General features: G+C 63.7%; 15 protein-coding genes. 9 read left to right on the top strand and 6 right to left on the bottom strand.

The window, feature by feature from the left end; genetic code table 11:
* Positions 1-63: 63 nt before the first annotated feature.
* From AD659_RS14085 to AD659_RS14100, 4 genes are read right to left on the bottom strand one after another with little or no spacing between them, the layout of a single operon-like run.
* Positions 64-855, bottom strand: a complete 792-nt coding sequence (locus AD659_RS14085) for an ABC transporter permease (protein ID WP_053122182.1) — start codon at positions 853-855, stop codon at positions 64-66.
* Positions 852-1,583 carry an ABC transporter ATP-binding protein gene (locus AD659_RS14090; RefSeq protein WP_053122184.1) on the bottom strand — a complete coding sequence of 244 codons (732 nt, stop codon included), beginning with the start codon at positions 1,581-1,583 and terminating at the stop codon, positions 852-854. Before AD659_RS14090 ends, AD659_RS14085 begins: the two co-directional genes overlap by 4 nt.
* Entirely contained in the window at positions 1,580-2,569 is a 990-nt protein-coding gene (locus AD659_RS14095; RefSeq protein ID WP_053122186.1) for a YVTN family beta-propeller repeat protein, read from the bottom strand. The genes AD659_RS14090 and AD659_RS14095 overlap by 4 nt, the downstream gene beginning before the upstream one ends.
* A 26-nt stretch (positions 2,570-2,595) precedes the next feature.
* Entirely contained in the window at positions 2,596-3,762 is a 1,167-nt protein-coding gene (locus AD659_RS14100) for an ABC transporter substrate-binding protein (RefSeq protein WP_053122188.1), read from the bottom strand.
* Positions 3,763-4,140: 378 nt separating this feature from the next.
* Here AD659_RS14100 and AD659_RS14110 point away from each other — a divergent pair, with 378 nt between their 5' ends.
* Together AD659_RS14110 and AD659_RS14115 are read left to right on the top strand one after the other, a co-directional pair.
* On the top strand, positions 4,141-5,394 hold the full coding sequence (locus AD659_RS14110; protein ID WP_053122192.1) for a HAMP domain-containing sensor histidine kinase: 1,254 nt from the start codon (positions 4,141-4,143) through the stop codon (positions 5,392-5,394).
* Positions 5,394-6,032: a response regulator gene (locus tag AD659_RS14115; protein ID WP_053122194.1), complete on the top strand. Its 639-nt coding sequence runs from the start codon at positions 5,394-5,396 to the stop codon at positions 6,030-6,032. Before AD659_RS14110 ends, AD659_RS14115 begins: the two co-directional genes overlap by 1 nt.
* Positions 6,033-6,212: 180 nt before the next feature.
* Here the strand turns inward: AD659_RS14115 and AD659_RS14120 are convergent, their stop codons facing one another.
* Together AD659_RS14120 and exaA are read right to left on the bottom strand one after the other, a co-directional pair.
* Positions 6,213-6,857 (bottom strand): pentapeptide repeat-containing protein, encoded by a 645-nt coding sequence (locus AD659_RS14120; protein ID WP_053122196.1) that lies wholly within the window; start codon positions 6,855-6,857, stop codon positions 6,213-6,215.
* A 149-nt stretch (positions 6,858-7,006) separates the two neighbouring features.
* On the bottom strand, positions 7,007-8,794 hold the full coding sequence (gene exaA, locus AD659_RS14125) for a quinoprotein ethanol dehydrogenase (RefSeq protein ID WP_231987744.1): 1,788 nt from the start codon (positions 8,792-8,794) through the stop codon (positions 7,007-7,009).
* 331 nt (positions 8,795-9,125) lie between these two features.
* On the opposite strand from exaA, the gene pedF reads away from it, so the two are divergent.
* The 7 genes from pedF (at position 9,126) to pqqA (ending at position 16,475) form a co-directional block, all read left to right on the top strand.
* Positions 9,126-9,587 carry a cytochrome c-550 PedF gene (gene pedF, locus AD659_RS14130; protein WP_053122201.1) on the top strand — a complete coding sequence of 154 codons (462 nt, stop codon included), beginning with the start codon at positions 9,126-9,128 and terminating at the stop codon, positions 9,585-9,587.
* Positions 9,588-9,592: 5 nt separating this feature from the next.
* On the top strand, positions 9,593-10,468 hold the full coding sequence (locus tag AD659_RS14135; RefSeq protein ID WP_053122203.1) for a substrate-binding periplasmic protein: 876 nt from the start codon (positions 9,593-9,595) through the stop codon (positions 10,466-10,468).
* A 10-nt stretch (positions 10,469-10,478) separates the two neighbouring features.
* On the top strand, positions 10,479-11,234 hold the full coding sequence (locus tag AD659_RS14140; RefSeq protein ID WP_053122205.1) for a quinoprotein dehydrogenase-associated SoxYZ-like carrier: 756 nt from the start codon (positions 10,479-10,481) through the stop codon (positions 11,232-11,234).
* Between the two features lie 16 nt (positions 11,235-11,250).
* Positions 11,251-12,189, top strand: coding sequence for a quinoprotein relay system zinc metallohydrolase 1 (locus AD659_RS14145; protein WP_053122207.1), 939 nt, complete (start codon positions 11,251-11,253; stop codon positions 12,187-12,189).
* 331 nt (positions 12,190-12,520) lie between these two features.
* A complete protein-coding gene (locus AD659_RS14150) occupies positions 12,521-14,296 on the top strand; it encodes a PQQ-dependent methanol/ethanol family dehydrogenase (RefSeq protein WP_053122209.1) in 1,776 nt (591 codons plus the stop codon).
* A gap of 269 nt (positions 14,297-14,565) precedes the next feature.
* Positions 14,566-16,086: an acetaldehyde dehydrogenase ExaC gene (exaC, locus tag AD659_RS14155; protein ID WP_053122211.1), complete on the top strand. Its 1,521-nt coding sequence runs from the start codon at positions 14,566-14,568 to the stop codon at positions 16,084-16,086.
* A gap of 317 nt (positions 16,087-16,403) precedes the next feature.
* Positions 16,404-16,475, top strand: coding sequence for a pyrroloquinoline quinone precursor peptide PqqA (gene pqqA, locus AD659_RS29290; RefSeq protein ID WP_003243383.1), 72 nt, complete (start codon positions 16,404-16,406; stop codon positions 16,473-16,475).
* The last annotated feature ends 22 nt before the right edge of the window (positions 16,476-16,497 follow it).

Consider the following 16,497-nt stretch of genomic DNA (forward strand, 5'->3'; position numbering starts at 1 on the left):
AATCGCGAGCAGGCTCGCTCCCACAGGGGATTCCACCCCCAGGAGGATTGGCTTGGGGGCAGTTCAATTGCCCTTGCGCAACGCCGCATGCTGCGGATTGAACGTCCACACCGCCAACAGCGCGAACACCAGGGTCAAGCCCACGCACACCGCCATCGCCAGCAGGTTGAACTGCTCATACAGCGCAAAACGCACCAATTCCACGCCGTGGGTGAACGGGCTGACCGCGCAGAGCCAGTACAGCCACGGGCTGGCTTCCTGCATTTTCCACAGCGGGTACAGCGCTGACGACAGGAAGAACATCGGGAAGATCACGAAATTCATCACCCCGGCGAAGTTCTCCAGTTGCCGGATCGCATTGGACAACAACAGGCCCAGGGCGCTGAGCATCAGGGCCACTAACAGCAGGGCCGGCAAGGCCAGCAGCAGGCCCATGGCCGGCGGTTGGATGCCGTACAGCCAGGCGATGGCGAGAAAGGCATAGACCTGCAACAGCGAGATCAGCGAGGTCGCCAGCAACTTGCTCGCCAGCAGGAACGCCCGAGGCAGGGGGCTGGTGAGCAGCACGCGCATGCTGCCCATTTCCCGGTCGTAGACCATCGACAGCGAGCCCTGCATGCCGTTGAACAACAGGATCATGCAGGCCAGCCCCGGCACGATGTACACCTCGTAGGGGATGTAGGTGTCGTAGGGGGCGATGATGGCGATGCCCAGTGCCGCGCGAAAGCCGGCGGCGAATACCAGCAGCCACAGCAGTGGCCGGACCAGGGCGCTGAGCAGCCGGGTGCGTTGCAGCACGAAGCGCAGCCATTCGCGCATGACGATGCCGCTGAAACATTGCCAATACGCGTTCATGGCCGGACTCCCGAGGCAGTCAAACGGGTGAAGGCCGAACCGAGGGTGCCGCCGTGTTCCTGGCTCACCGCATCGGCCTGGCCGCTGGCGACCAGGCGGCCCTGGTGCACGATTAACAGGTCGTCGCTGGGCTGCACTTCGTCCAGCAAGTGAGTGGTCCAGAGCACGCTGATGCCTTGCTCGCTGCACAATTGCCGGATGTGCAGGCCCAGGGCGAGGCGGCTGGCCGGATCGAGGCCGACGCTGGGTTCGTCGAGCAGCAACAGACGCGGTTCATGAAGCAGGGCGCGGGCGATTTCCACCCGGCGCCGATGCCCGCCGTTGAGGTCGCGCACCCGCTCATGGCGGCGCTCGGTCAGGTGCTGGCGGGTCAGCTCGGCGTCGAGGCGGGCGCTGCCCTGGCGCCGGGAAAAACCATGCAGCGCCAGGTGATAGCGCAGGTTCTGTTCGATGCTCAGGTCCAGGTCCAGGGTGCTCTGTTGGAACACCACACCCAACTGGCGCAAGGCCGGGCGTGGCGACGATTGCAGGGAATGACCGCCGACACGGATGTCGCCGCGTTGCAGGTCGTACAGACGGGTGAGCAGGGCAATCAGCGTCGACTTGCCGGCGCCGTTGGGCCCCAGCAGCGCGGCGAAACGTCCAGCGGGCAGGCTGAAACTCATCGGCTTCAGGGCTTCGCGTGCACCATAGGCAAAGCTCAGGTCGCTGACCTCCAGCGCGTTCATGGCGTCACCACCACGCCCCACGGATAGCGTCCGACTTTCACCGACTTCAGGACTTTGCGGCTCTCTACGTCAATCACCGAGACATCGCCGCTCACGCCATTGGTCGCCAGCAGTTGCTTCTGGTCCGGGGTGAACGCCAGTTGCCAGACCCGTCGGCCCACCAGCAGGTAATCCAGCACTTCGAAGGTCTTGGCGTCGATCACCGCCACATGGTTGGCCGGGCCCAGGGCGACGAACGCCAGCGTGCCGTCGGCACTGAGCTTGATGCCCACCGGTTGGACCTTGTCCGGGTGCACGCCCTTGATCTGGAAGGTCAGGGTCTTGAGCACCTGGCGCGTGGCGACGTCGAGAATGGTCAAGGTGCCGCCGATCTCCGCCGAGGCCCAGAGCTGCGTGCCGTCGCGATTGAATTCGACGAAACGCGGCCGCTGGTCCACCAGGGTGTTGTCGGCCAGGGTCTGGGTGCTGGTATCGATCCAGTGCAGCATGTTCGTGGTTTCACTGGTGTTGACCGCCCATTTGCCGTCGGGGCTGACGGCCATGCCTTCGGGCTCGACCCCCACGCCAATCTGGCCCAGCACTTGAGAGGTCTGGGTGTCGATCACCGTGACCAGGGCATCGTCCTCGTTGGACACATACAGCCAGCGGTCGTTGGGGTGCAGGGCGAACTGCTCCGGGTCCTTGCCGGAGGGCAGCTCCTTGATGATCTTGCGGGTGGCGACGTCCATCACCTGGACCCGGTCCGAGTCGCTGGCGCAGATGTACAACAGGCGATTGTCATGGGACAGCAACAGGCCGCGGGGGCGCTGGCCGACCGGCAGGGTCTCGATGACTTCCAGGCGCTGCAGGTCGATCAGGCTCAGGCTGTTGTCCTTTTCGTTGGAGACCCAGGCGATGCTGGCGGCGGCGGGCCCCGCAACGAGCAATGCAGTGCCCAGGGCGAGGGCTTTGCCTAACAGGGCCGGGTATATCAGGGAGCGGCGCATGGCGGTTTCCTTATTGTTGTTATCGATCAGGGGTAACGGCAGCTCACTTCGGGGTGGTCATAGCCCAAGCTGTCCATTTCATTGGAAGGGTGCAGGAAGCCGTCCTGGGGCGAAGTGCTCACCAATGCCCGGGGCTGGACCAAGGGAATCGGCTGGCGCAATTGGCCATTCCAGGAGCGATAGCTGAGCTTGCGACCCTTGAAACCGTCCAGGGGCAACTGGTCGCTGAGGGCCAGTTGGCGGATGGCGAACGGGGCGTCCTGACGCAATTTACTCACGGCGGCGGCGATGCTGCGCACGGCAATCCAGGCGGCGAAGTCGCGGTCGTTCATCCAGCGTCCGGCCAGGGCTTCGAAGCGTTTTTGCAACTGCGCGGCGCCGTAGGTTTCCACGGTCTTGTGCCAGCCGGTGGGCGTCAGCCCTTGGGTGCCGGCCACCGGGCGTGGGTACCAGGTCTGGTAGGGCAGGTATTCGCCGAAGTCGCCGCGTTCGTCGGCCACCAGCACCACGTCGTACTCGGCGGTCTGGGTGAACAGCGGCATATCGGCCTGGGCGCTGCGGCGCTGGTCGTTGTCGAACTGCCAGGCCTTCTCGGCCACGATCTTCATGCCGAAGCGCTTCATGGCGCGGCGCAATGCGGCGGCGTAGGCCTGGTCCTCGGGCCTCTGGCCGACGACCAGCAAGGCCCGTTGCCATTTGCGCACGACGCTGAACTGCACCAGGGCATCGGCGAGCATGGCGCGCTCGGGCAGGCTGTGCAGCACGTTGCCCAGGCAGTCGCTGGTGCGCAGGCTGTCGTCGGCGCTGCCGGCGTTGAACAGCAAGCTGTCGGGGAGGGCGGCGCTGAGCTGGCGCAGGCTGGCGGCCGGTGCGTTGACCACGAACAGCCGTAGGCCCTGGTCGTGTTGGGCACGGGCGGCCTGGAGCAGGGCTTCGGGCGTGTCGACGCTGGCGCTTTCCAGGCGGTAGTCGTGCTTGAGGAAACGCCCGGTGCTGTTGCTGTCGACGATCGCCAGCTCAGCGCCGCGCAAGCCGGCATCGGCCGGTTCGGCAATGACATTGGAGAGCAGCGGGCCCGGGTCGGGGCGATAACCCAGGTAGCCGATGCGCACTTGCAACGGCGCGGCATCGCCGGCATGAGCGGTGGCTGCTGCCAGCAGAAAAACCAGGGCGTAACTGACGAGCCGGCGCATGACGTCCTCCATTGCGGGTAGCGCCAGCATAGGAAGGCCACGGCCATGGGGAAATATGCAGAAAGTACCGCCGGGGCAGTACCAAGGTAGTAACTCACCTTGGAGGCGGGGGTTTTAGGATGCAAGGCAATCGTCATTGACCAGGAGCGGACAGACCATGCGGATTCTCAAGACCCTGCTGCTGCCATTCCTGCTGATCCTGAGTTTGATTGGGGTGGATCGTCCCAAAATCTGGAAACCCCCAAGCCCCCCTGTGGTAGCGAGCTTGCTCGCGATAGCGGCCGATCAGTCAACATCGATGTTGAAAGTCCCGGCCTCATCGCGAGCAAGCTCGCTCCCACAAGGTGTGGGTGTGAATTCAGGGTTGGAGCACTAGCCATGTCAGCCCTCTGGCGGATCAACCTCTGGGTTTGTGCCTTCTTCGCCCTGGTCACCCTGGCCTGTGCCCTCCTGCTGTTGCACCAAGCCATGGCCGATGTGAAACGCGAATTGCAATCGGCCGAGTCGGTGGTGCATTACCTGCGTGAAACCGCCGAGCGTGACCCGGCCAGTCTTCAGCCACGGTTGACCGGCAGCCTGCGTCACGTGCGGGTCCGTTGGCTGGCCCCCGGGGAGCTGTTCCCGGCGGATGAGGAAGGGGCGAAGGCCTGGCTCGGCCGCCGGCTGCTGGACGACGGACCGGCGGCCCAGGTGGTGGACTTGCTTGATGGTCGGCGAGCGTGGATTGCCGTCGATCCGCGGGACGAAATCGACGAGATCCTCGATTCATTGGTGCAACTGTTGTACGTCTGCGCCCTGGCATTGTTGCTCAGTCTGTTGGTGATCCGCTGGGCAGTACGCCGGGGCATGCGTTTGCTCGATGAGTTGCTGCAGGCGCTGCGTCAGGTGTCTGCGGGGAACCTGCAGGTGCGCCTGGGCACTGGAGGTGTGCCGGAGGCGCAGCAACTGGCGGGGCATTTCAACCGCATGACCGCTGCCCTGGCCGAGGCCCAGGCCGATAACGCCCGGCTCACCCAGGCCTTGCTGGCGGTGCAGGAGCAGGAGCGCACCCGGCTGGCCCAGACCCTGCACGACGACCTGGGCCAATACGTGGCCGGCATTCGTGCCCGTGCCTGCCTGCTGCGGCTGGTGATCGACCAGCCACCGGCGTTGGAGCAGACCGTCAGCCAGCTTGAAGACCATTGCGAGCATTTGCAGCAGGGGTTCCGGGCGCTGGTGCATGACTTGTACCCGGTGGTGTTGCAGCACCTGCCGTTATGCGAGGCCATCGAGGTGTTGGCCGGGCAATGGCAGGCAACCCAGGGCATCGCCTGCCAGTTGCGGATCGATACAGCCCTGCCGCCCATGTCGGGGCCGGACAAGACCCACCTGTATCGCTTGTTGCAGGAAGCGCTGACCAACGTTGCCCGGCACGCCGGCGCGACGCAGGTGCGGATTCGCCTGCAACACCGCGCCGGGCGCCTGCGCTTGCTGGTGCGCGACAACGGCCGCGGCGCGACGCAACCCCCGCGCGCCGGTGTGGGCTTGCATTCGATGTCCGAACGGGCGCGCAGCCTTGGCGGTGAGTTGCGCGTCATCAGCCAGCCCGGTGCCGGTTGGGCGCTGGCCTTGAATATTGCTTTGGAGGCGTGATGAACATTCTGTTGGTGGATGACCATGCGGTGGTGCGGCAGGGCTACGCCAGCCTGTTACGGGTGCTGATGCCGGACCTGCAGGTTCGCGAAGCGGCCACCGGTGAAGAGGCGTTGAGCCAGGTGCAAGAGCAGGTGCCTCACCTGGTGATCATGGATTTCGGCCTGCCTGGGATCAGTGGCTTGGAAACCACCCGCCGGCTGCGCCAGCGCCTGCCACAACTGCGGGTGTTATTCTTCAGCATGCACGACGAACTGCCGCTGGTGCGTCAGGCGCTGGATGCCGGCGCGGCGGGCTACCTGACCAAGAACTCGGCGCCCCAGGTACTGGTGGAAGCGGTGCGCCGGGTGCTGGCCGGCCATGCCTACATCGAACAGTCCCTGGCCACGCAACTGGCTTGCGCCAGCTCGCGACAGGCTGTCGACCCACGCCTGCAATGCATGACCCAACGGGAATTGGAGATCTTCGTCATGCTCGCCAAGGGCACCCCGGCCCGTACCATCGCTGAACAGTTGTGCATCAGCGCCAAGACCGTGTCCAACCATTTGACGCTGCTCAAGAGCAAGTTGCAGGTCAGCTCTCATGCCGAGTTGGTGCATTTGGGGATTGATATGGGGGTGGTGCGGGTGGCGGGGTGAGTACTGATTTGAAATGCTGACCTCTTGTGGCGAGGGAGCTTGCTCCCGCTGGGGTGCGGAGCGCCCCCAAAACCCGGCACCTCGGTGTGTCAGGTTCATTGAGTTGACCCTATTGGGGCTGCTTCGCGGCCCAGCGGGAGCAAGCTCCCTCGCCACAAGGGGTTGTGTGATCCAGAGTCTTCATTGATCCCACGACATCGGGCATCCGGTACAGCCCTGCATGTTCGCATCCTGGAAATTCCCGTAATGCTGGCGAGAACCGCTCAGGTTGGCCTGTTCCAGGTTGCTTTCGCCGAGCTTGGCTTCTTGCAGGTTGGCGTCGCGCAGGTCGGCGCCCTTCAGGTCGGCCTTGCTCAGCCAGGTCATTTCCAGGTCCGCGGCCTGCAGGTTGGCCTCGTGCAGGCGGGCACCGGACAGGCGAGCGAATTGCAGGTAGGCCGCCGTCAGGTCGGCACGTTGGAATTGCGCGCCCTGGGCGAACAGGCCCCAACCCTGGATCGCCTTGAGCGTGGCACCGCTGAAGTCCGCCAGGCGCAGGTTGCTTTGTTGCAGGCTGGCGCGGGTCAGGTTGGCGCCCTGTAGCTGGGCTTTCTCGAGGTTGGCCAGGTCCAGTCGCGCGTGACGCAGGTCGGCATCGCGCAGGTCGGCGCCGCTGAGGTTCATCTTGCGCAGGTCCTGGTTCGCCAGTTTTGCGCCCCGCAGGTTGGCGCCGGGGCATTGGCTGGATTCGGCGATGAGGCAACCGTTAATCGTCAGAGGGGTGTCAGAGTCGTCGGCATGGGCAAAGACGCCGATGAACAGAAGCAGCAATGGCAATAATTTCATGGCAGGAACTCGGTGTTAACTGTGGGAGCGAGCTTGCTCGCGATGGCGGTGGTTCAGCCGGCATTGATGTTGACTGACACTGCGCTATCGCGAGCAAGCTCGCTCCCACAGGGGGTTATGGTGTGGGTCGGGGCCCGGGTGGGTTCGGGCTATTTCTGCGCCGTCGCCTTATCCCAACTCGGGATCTTGAACACCCAGAACGACCCACCCTGGGCCACGGGCTTGGTCAGTTCGGCCATGTCGCCGCCCCACAACGGCACGGCGCCGCCGTAACCGACGGTCACGCCGATGAACTGCTCGCCGTCCTGCTCCCAAGTGATGGGCGGGGAGACGATGCCGCTGCCGGTCTGGAATTTCCACAGCTCCTTGCCAGTTTTCGCATCGAAGGCCTTGAAGAAACCGTCGCCGGTGCCGGTGAACACCAGGTTGCCCTTGGTCGCCAGCACGCCGGCCCACAGCGGCAACGGTTCCTTGTGCTCCCAGACCACCTTGCCGGTGGTGGGGTTCATTGCCCGCAGGCTGCCGACGTGATCGTCGTACATGCGCTTGATGCGGAAACCCATTCCCAGGTAGGCGGAGCCTTTCTTGTAGTTCACTTCCTCGGTCCAGTACTCCTCTTTCCACTGGTTGCCGGGGACGTAGAACAGGCCGGTGTCCTGGCTGTAGGCCATGGGGTTCCAGTTCTTGCCACCGAGGAAGGGCGGCGAGACTTCCACCGGCTTGCCCTTGGTTTCACCGGGCAATGGCTTGGCCGGGCGCTGGCCGGGATTTTCCACGGGGCGGCCGGTCTTCAGGTCGATGTGGCTGGCCCAGGTGATGTTGTCGACGAAGGGGAAGGCGTTCTGCAGCTTGCCGTTGTTGCGGTCCACCACGTAGAAGAAACCGTTGCGGTCGGCGTGGGCGGTGGCCTTGATCACCTTGCCGTCCTTGTCCTTGTAGTCGAACAGCACCAGCTCATTGTTGCCGGAGAAATCCCAAGCGTCGTTGGGCGTGTGTTGGTAGAACCACTTCACCTCGCCAGTGCTTGGGTCGACGCCGACCTGGCCGGAGGTGTAGAGGCTGTCGTAATCGTGAGGATTGCCGTCCTTGGACGTGCGCGCCCAGGTGTTCCATGGGCCGGGGTTGCCCGCGCCGACGATGATGGTGTTGGTCTCGGGATCGAAACTGGCGCTCTGCCAAGGGGCGCCGCCGCCGTGGCTCCAGGCCTCGACCTTGCCGGTCTCGGTGGTCTTGTCGTCGGGCCAGGAGGGCGCCTTGACGTCGCCGGTCGGGGTGCTGTCCTTGCCGTTGAGGCGGCCCATGTGGCCTTCGACGAACGGACGCATCCAGACCTCTTCGCCCGTGTCCGGGTCGCGGGCGAACAGTTGCCCGACCACGCCGAACTCGTCACCGGAACTGCCGTGGATCAGCAGCACCTTGCCACTGGTCTTGTCCTTGATCAGCACCGGCGCGCCGGTCATCGTGTAGCCGCCGGCGTGGTCGCCGAACTTCTTGTTCCACACCACCTTGCCGGTGTTCTTGTCCAGGGCGACCACGCGTGCGTCCAGGGTGCCGAAGTAGATCTTGTCGCCATAGATGGCCGCCCCCCGATTGACCACGTCGCAGCACGGGCGAATGTTGTCAGGCAGCCGGTGGTTGTAGGTCCACAGGCGCTTGCCGGTCTTGGCGTCGAGGGCAAATACCCGCGAGTACGAGCCGGTGACGTACACCACGCCGTCGCTGACGATGGCCTGGGATTCCTGGCCGCGCTGCTTCTCGTCGCCGAATGAATAGGACCAGGCCGGAGTCAGCTTGAACACGTTCTTGTCGTTGACCTGGGCCAGCGGGCTCCAGCGCTGGGCGTTGGTGCCCATGCCGTATTGCAGCACGTCCTGGGTGGTCAGGTGGTCGTTGGCAATGTCTTCCCAACTGACCCCTGGCGCTGCGGCGTTGGCCATGGGGCTGAGCGACAGACTGCCGGCCAGCAGCAAGGCAACAGTCAGGGAGGAGAGGGCGGGTAGCGTTTTTATTCTCATGGTGGCAGTTCCCAATGAAAGGTTTTGGCCTGACTAGGTTGGGTCGCGCCGGGGTCCGCCGATACGGAAAAAGTCCCGCCTTTGCCGGGAAGATTTCCCAAACCGCCTGTCTTTGCGACTTGCGTCGGATGGCCTGCTACCAAGGAACTAGACCCCGGCCACCAAAGCAGCATTCGGCCGGCGGCACAGGGTTCCTAAGATGACGGCACGGCCTCTGCCAAGAGGTCTTGCGTGCAATCCAGAGGGCATAACAATGACAACAAAACGCAACGCCATCATCGCTACCGCATTATTGATGGGGCTGACCGGCGCAGGCTCCGCATGGGCCCATGGCAACGTAGTGCCCCAAGCAGTGGAAACCAAGGGACTGACCCCGATCAAGGAGACCAACTTACCGTTGGACGCTGATGGGTGGGCTGCCCAGAACCCGTATCGCAATTCCCCCGAGCGTGATAAAGCCGTGGAGATCGGTGCCTCGGCGTACAACCAGAACTGCGCGGCCTGCCATGGCCTGGAGGCCAAATCCGGCGGGATCGCCCCGGACCTGCGCATGCTCGACGCCGCCGAAGCCGGCGATGAATGGTTCGTCGAACGCGTACGCCATGGTGCGGTGCGCGACGGCCGGGTCTACATGCCGAAGATGGCCGACTACCTGAGCCAGGAGGCCCTGTGGGCGGTGCGCACTTACCTCGACAGCGTGCACGTCGAGGAGTGATCGCCATGCGCCTGTTCGCGTGGGTGATGTGCAGCGTGCTGCTGTGTGGCCAGGCGGTGCAGGCGCAGGTGCGCAGCTACGATCAGATGATCGCCGCCGGGGAGTTGAAGGTGGCGGTCTACAAGGATTTCGCTCCCTACAGTTTTGAAGACCACGGCCAGCCCCGGGGTGTCGATGTTGAATTGGCGCAAGCCCTGGCCAAGGCCATGGGCGTGCGTCTGAAACTGATGTGGGCGCCGCCCGGCGAGAAGCTCGATGACGACCTGCGCGATTACATCTGGCGCAGCAGCCCGCTGCACGACCGGCAACTGGCCGACTTGATGATGCGGGTGCCGTACGATCACGACTACGTGCAAAGGCGCAACGACATCGGAGAGCTGGAAAACGCCCAGGTGGTGATGTTCGGGCCTTATCAGCAGGAGTGCTGGCAGGTGGCGTATGACCGGCGCCGGCTGGATTCGGTGGGCAGCGTCGCGGTGTTCCAGCAACACCCCATCGGGGTGGAGGTCGACAGCGTGCCGTCGTTCTACCTGACCTCGGTGTTCAACGGCATGCTCAGCGCCAAGACCCGCCATTACCCCAGCGTCGCCAAAGCCTTCGGGGCCATGCAGGCCGGCGAGGTCGACGCCGTCATGGCGATGCGCGGGGAAGTCGACTGGCAAGTGCATGAGGCGGCCGATCCGCAACTGGCACTGGCGGAGAATGCCTATCCGAACATGGGCAAGCAACGCTGGGAAATCGGCATGGCGGTGCATGAAAGCAACCGTCAGTTGGCCTATGCGGTGGAAGAGGCGCTGGAAGGTTTGATCCGTGACGGCAGCCTCAAGGCGGTGTATGCCCGCTATGGCCTGCGCTACGAAGTCCCCGAAATGTACCAATAGGAGCGCAGGGATGAACTGGCGAGCGTATGGCCTGCTGTTGTGGTGCCTGCCGTGGCTGGCGATGGCGGTCGAGCCAGGGAAGGATCCGGTGCCGTCGGTGATGTGGGCCTTTTATCACAAGCAATTGCTGGGGGACGCGCCGTTCGTGTTCGACGACCGGGTGCGCCTGCTGGCGCCACCCTTTGCCGAAGACGCGCGCCAGGTGCCACTGGAAATCGATGCGCGGGCCTTTGCCGGCGACGTCGTACGGGTACTGGCCTGGGCCGAGCTGAACCCGTTGCCGAAAATCGTCGACTTCCAGCCAGGGGAGCGAGTGCTGCCTTGGTTGTCGGTCCGTATTCGCATCGAGCAAGCCACGCCGTTGCGCGCCGCCGTGCAGACCCGCGATGGCCTGTGGCACGTGGGTTCGACCTTGATCGACGCGGCGGGAGGTGGTTGCACCGCGCCCAGCGTGGTGCGCACCCAGCCGGGTTGGGAGGAGCATCTGGGCGAGGTGCTGGGCGGTCGTTATCCGCGAGGGGATTCGAGTCGCCTGCGTCTGCAAGTTAATCATCCAATGGACAACGGCCTGGTGAGCGGCATCCCGGAGTTTTTCCTCAACCAGGCACAACTGCTGGACGCCGACGGCCAGGTGTTGGCGCGCCTGGAGCTGTTCCCGGCGGTCAGCGAAAACCCCAACCTGGGCTTCGACATCCAAGGCCCGGGACAGACCCGCCTGGTGCTGCGCGACAACAGCGGCAACGCGTTCGAGGCGGCCATTCCCTGACCAGAAGGAGCGCGCCATGCGCTGGCTGTTACTGCTCTGTCTTGGCCTGTGCCTGCCGGCATGGTCCGCCACCGATTATTCCCTCAAGCCCCGGCAGATCGCCGAAGGCACCTGGTTGCTGGAAGGCACCACCGAGAACTTTGCCAAGGACAATGGCGGCAACATCGTCAACACGGCGTTCATTGTCACCGAGGCCGGCGTGGTGGTGATCGACACCGGGCCGTCGAAACGCTACGGCGAGGCGCTGCGCCAGGCCATTGCTGCGACGACCGACAAGCCGGTCATCCAGGTCTTGCTGACCCATCATCACCCTGACCACGTACTGGGCAACCAGGCTTTCAGCGACGTACCCATCGGCGCCTTGGCGGGTACCACGGACCTGCTGCGGCAACAGGGTGATGCGCTGGCGGAAAACATGTACCGGCTGGTGGGCGACTGGATGCGCGGCACCGAGGTGATGTTGCCGACCCGGGAACTGGCGGCCGGGACGTTGACGGTGGGCAATCATTCATTGCGTCTGCTGGCATTGGCCGGGCACACCGGGGCCGATCTGGCGATCCTCGACGAAACCACCGGCGTGCTGTTCGCCGGCGACCTGGTGTTTTACGAACGGGCCCTGACCACCCCCAACAGCCCGGGGCTGGAGGTATGGCTCAAGGACCTGGACACCTTGCAGGCCTTGCCCTGGAGGCAGATCGTGCCCGGCCATGGACCGGTTGCGAGCGACGCCCGGCCTTTTGCGCAGATGCGCGACTACCTGGGCTGGCTCGACCAGCTGATGCGCGACGGCGCGGCCCGGGGCGACGACATGGCCGAGATGATCCGCAGCCCCATTCCTGAGCGTTTTGCCGGGATCAGCTTGAGCCGGTATGAGTTGATTCGCAGTGTCAGCCATCTCTACCCACGCTATGAGCGGGCGGGGATGAAGCGGGTGGATACCCACGATCCTGACTGAACACATGCCCCTGTGGCGGGGCGCTGGGCCCTGTAGGAGCTGCCGAAGGCTGCGATCTTTTGATCTTTCGCTTGAGACTCAAGTGTCCGGGAAAAGATCGCAGCCTCGTTGCACTCGTCAGCTCCTACACGCGCCCCAGCGGGAGCAAGCTCCCTCGCCACAGGGGTTGGTGTCACCAGCGAAGAAGCTGGATGCGACGACTCCTCATGTGTACCAAGGAACTAGAAAACTCAACACAGCGGGCAATTGTTGGCGAGGGCCCCGAGCCCAAGAATCTGTGGCAGACCGGGAAAATTTCCCGGGTATAACAATAACCGCAGAGGTAGCCGTCATGACTCATCCCGCACGTCGCCAACCCTTCGCCGTGAGCCTGCTGCTCAGTGCCATGCTGCTGTCAGGTTCGGCCTTGGCCGCCGTGACCGATCAGGAAATTCTCCAGGACCCGAAAAACCCGCAGCAGGTCGTGACCAACGGCCTGGGCGTCCAGGGCCAGCGCTACAGTCCGCTCGATAGCCTCAATGTCAGTAACGTCAAGGACCTGCGCCCGGTCTGGGCGTTCTCCTTCGGTGGCGAAAAGCAGCGCGGCCAGCAGGCCCAGCCGATGATCAAGGACGGGGTGATGTACCTCACCGGTTCCTATTCGCGGGTGTTCGCGGTGGATGCGCGCACCGGCAAGAAGCTGTGGCAATACGATGCGCGCCTGCCCGATGACATCCGCCCTTGCTGCGACGTGATCAACCGCGGCGTGGCGTTGTATGGCGACCTGGTGTTTTTCGGTACCCTCGACGCCAAGCTCGTGGCCCTGAACAAGGACACCGGCAAAGTGGTGTGGAGCAAGAAAGTGGCCGACCACAAGGAAGGTTATTCCATCAGCGCCGCGCCCATGGTGGTGAACGGCAAGCTGATCACTGGCGTGGCCGGTGGTGAGTTCGGTGTAGTCGGCCAGATCAGCGCCTACGATCCGAAGAACGGCGAGCTGCTGTGGACCCGCCCGACGGTGGAAGGCCACATGGGCTATGTCTACAAGGACGGCAAGGCGGTCGAGAACGGTATTTCCGGCGGCGAGGCCGGCAAGACCTGGCCGGGCGATCTGTGGAAAACCGGCGGCGCCGCGCCTTGGCTGGGCGGCTACTACGACCCGGAAACCAACCTGCTGCTGTTCGGCACCGGCAACCCGGCTCCGTGGAACTCCCACCTGCGCCCTGGCGACAACCTTTATTCGTCGTCGCGCCTGGCCTTGAACCCGGACGACGGCAGCATCAAGTGGCACTTCCAGAGCACGCCCCACGACGGTTGGGACTATGACGGCGTCAACGAACTGATCTCGTTCAACTACAAGGAAGGCGGCAAGGACATCAAGGCCGCGGCGACCGCCGACCGCAACGGCTTCTTCTACGTGCTTGACCGCACCAACGGCAAGTTCATCCGCGGCTTCCCGTTTGTCGACAAGATCACCTGGGCCTCTGGCTTGGACAAGGATGGGCGGCCGATCTACAACGAGGCCAGCCGTCCGGGGGCACCGGGCAGCGAAGCCAAGGGCAGTTCGGTGTTCGTGGCACCGGCCTTCCTCGGTGCGAAAAACTGGATGCCGATGGCCTACAACCAGGACACCGGCCTGTTCTACGTGCCGTCCAACGAATGGGGCATGGACATCTGGAACGAAGGCATCGCCTACAAGAAGGGCGCGGCGTTCCTCGGGGCCGGGTTCACCATCAAGCCGCTGAACGAGGATTACATCGGCGTGCTGCGGGCCATCGACCCCAAGACGGGCAAGGAAGTCTGGCGCCACAAGAACTTCGCGCCGTTGTGGGGCGGGGTCCTGACCACCAAGGGCAACCTGGTTTTCACCGGCACGCCTGAAGGGTTTTTGCAGGCGTTCAACGCCAAGACCGGGGAAAAGGTCTGGGAATTCCAGACTGGCTCCGGCGTGCTTGGCTCGCCCATCACCTGGGAAATGGACGGCGAGCAATACGTCTCCGTGGTGTCCGGTTGGGGCGGCGCGGTGCCGCTGTGGGGCGGCGAGGTGGCCAAGCGCGTGAAGGACTTCAACCAGGGCGGCATGCTCTGGACCTTCAAGTTGCCGAAAGAGCTGGTAGCCAAGCGCTAAAAGCTTGCCGAGAACCGTGGCGAGGGAGCTTGCTCCCGCTCGGCTGCGAAGCAGCCGCCAAAAGAGGGAGTGCTGCGCACTCCAGCGGGAGCAAGCTCCCTCGCCACAAGGGCCTGCGCTGGCCTTGAACTTGCGCCAGTCGCTTGAAACCTACGACCAAATAACGAGAGAGCCCCCTGCCAATGACGCATTCGTCCATGGCACGGGGCTCTCTACCATCGGCCTATCGCTTGTCCCGTGACAGGCATCGACCAGGCAGAGGCCCCATCATGATCTACGCACAACCCGGAACTCCAGGCGCCGTCGTTTCCTTCAAACCGCGCTATGGCAATTTCATCGGCGGCGAATTCGTCGCGCCAGTCAACGGCGAGTACTTCACCAACACGTCCCCGGTCAATGGCGAAGTCATTGCCGAATTCCCGCGTTCCAGCGCCGCTGACATCGACAAGGCGCTGGATGCCGCCCATGCCGCCGCCGACGCCTGGGGCAAGACTTCGGTGCAGGACCGCTCCCTGGCGCTGTTGAAAATCGCCGACCGCATCGAGCAGAACCTGGAAATCCTCGCTGTCAGCGAGACCTGGGACAACGGCAAGGCCGTGCGCGAAACCCTCAATGCCGACGTGCCGCTGGCGGCCGACCATTTCCGGTACTTCGCTGGCTGCATCCGCGCCCAAGAGGGTGGGGCGGCCGAGATCAACGAATTGACCACGGCCTATCATTTCCACGAGCCGCTGGGCGTGGTCGGGCAGATCATCCCGTGGAACTTCCCGCTGCTGATGGCCGCCTGGAAACTCGCCCCGGCCCTGGCCGCTGGTAACTGCATCGTACTCAAGCCGGCCGAACAGACGCCGTTGTCGATCATGGTCTTCGCGGAACTGATCGCCGACCTGCTGCCAGCCGGGGTGTTGAACATCGTCCATGGTTTCGGCCGCGAAGCCGGTGAAGCCCTGGCCACCAGCAAGCGCATCGCCAAGATCGCCTTCACCGGCTCCACTCCGGTGGGTTCGCACATCATGAAGTGCGCCGCCGAGAACATCATCCCGTCCACCGTGGAACTGGGCGGCAAGTCGCCGAACATCTTCTTCGAAGACATCATGCAGGCCGAACCGGCCTTTATCGAAAAGGCGGCTGAAGGCCTGGTGCTGGCGTTCTTCAACCAGGGCGAAGTCTGCACCTGCCCATCCCGGGCCCTGGTGCAGGAGTCGATCTACGCGCCGTTCATGGCCGAGGTGATGAAAAAGATCGCCAGGATCAAGCGCGGCAACCCGCTGGACACCGAGACCATGGTCGGCGCCCAGGCGTCCGAACAGCAATTCGACAAGATCCTGTCGTACCTTGAAATTGCCCAGCAAGAAGGCGCCGAGCTGCTCACCGGCGGTGCTGCCGAGCGACTCGAAGGGGATTTGTCGAGCGGCTATTACATCCAGCCGACCTTGCTCAAGGGCCACAACAAAATGCGCGTGTTCCAAGAGGAAATCTTCGGCCCGGTGGTGGGTGTGACCACCTTCAAGGACGAAGCCGAAGCCCTGGCGATCGCCAACGACACTGAGTTCGGCCTCGGTGCCGGCCTGTGGACTCGTGACATCAACCGCGCCTACCGCATGGGCCGGGCGATCAAGGCCGGTCGCGTCTGGACCAATTGCTATCACCTGTACCCGGCCCATGCCGCGTTTGGTGGCTACAAGAAATCCGGCGTCGGGCGTGAAACCCACAAGATGATGCTCGACCACTACCAGCAGACCAAGAACCTGCTGGTGAGCTATGACGTCAATCCGCTGGGTTTCTTCTAACCCTGGGAGATAGCAAGCAGGGCAGTTGCTGTGACCCCTGTAGGAGCTGGCGAAGCCTGCGATCTTTTGATCTTTTGATCTTTCGCTTGAGATTCAAGTGTATTGGGAAAGATCGCAGCCTCGTTGCACTCGACAGCTCCTACACAGCTCCTACACCGCATCTACACAGCTCCTGCAACTTAGGGGGAGCAGGTGCTCGCTGTTCCAGTAGTACCAACGCACCCCACCCACCGCTTCGAAAGTAGCATTCGAGCCCCGGGCGTGGCGTGCATTAATGACCTTGCCGGAATGGCCCGGTACAAGAAGAGGAAAGACCCATGTGGACTAAACCCGCGTACACCGACCTGCGTATCGGCTTTGAAGTGACCATGTACTTCGCCAACCGATGAGTACTGGCCCGGCCTGGGACGT

It is taken from the genome of Pseudomonas thivervalensis (genome assembly GCF_001269655.1).
GTDB classification, from domain to species: domain Bacteria; phylum Pseudomonadota; class Gammaproteobacteria; order Pseudomonadales; family Pseudomonadaceae; genus Aquipseudomonas; species Aquipseudomonas thivervalensis.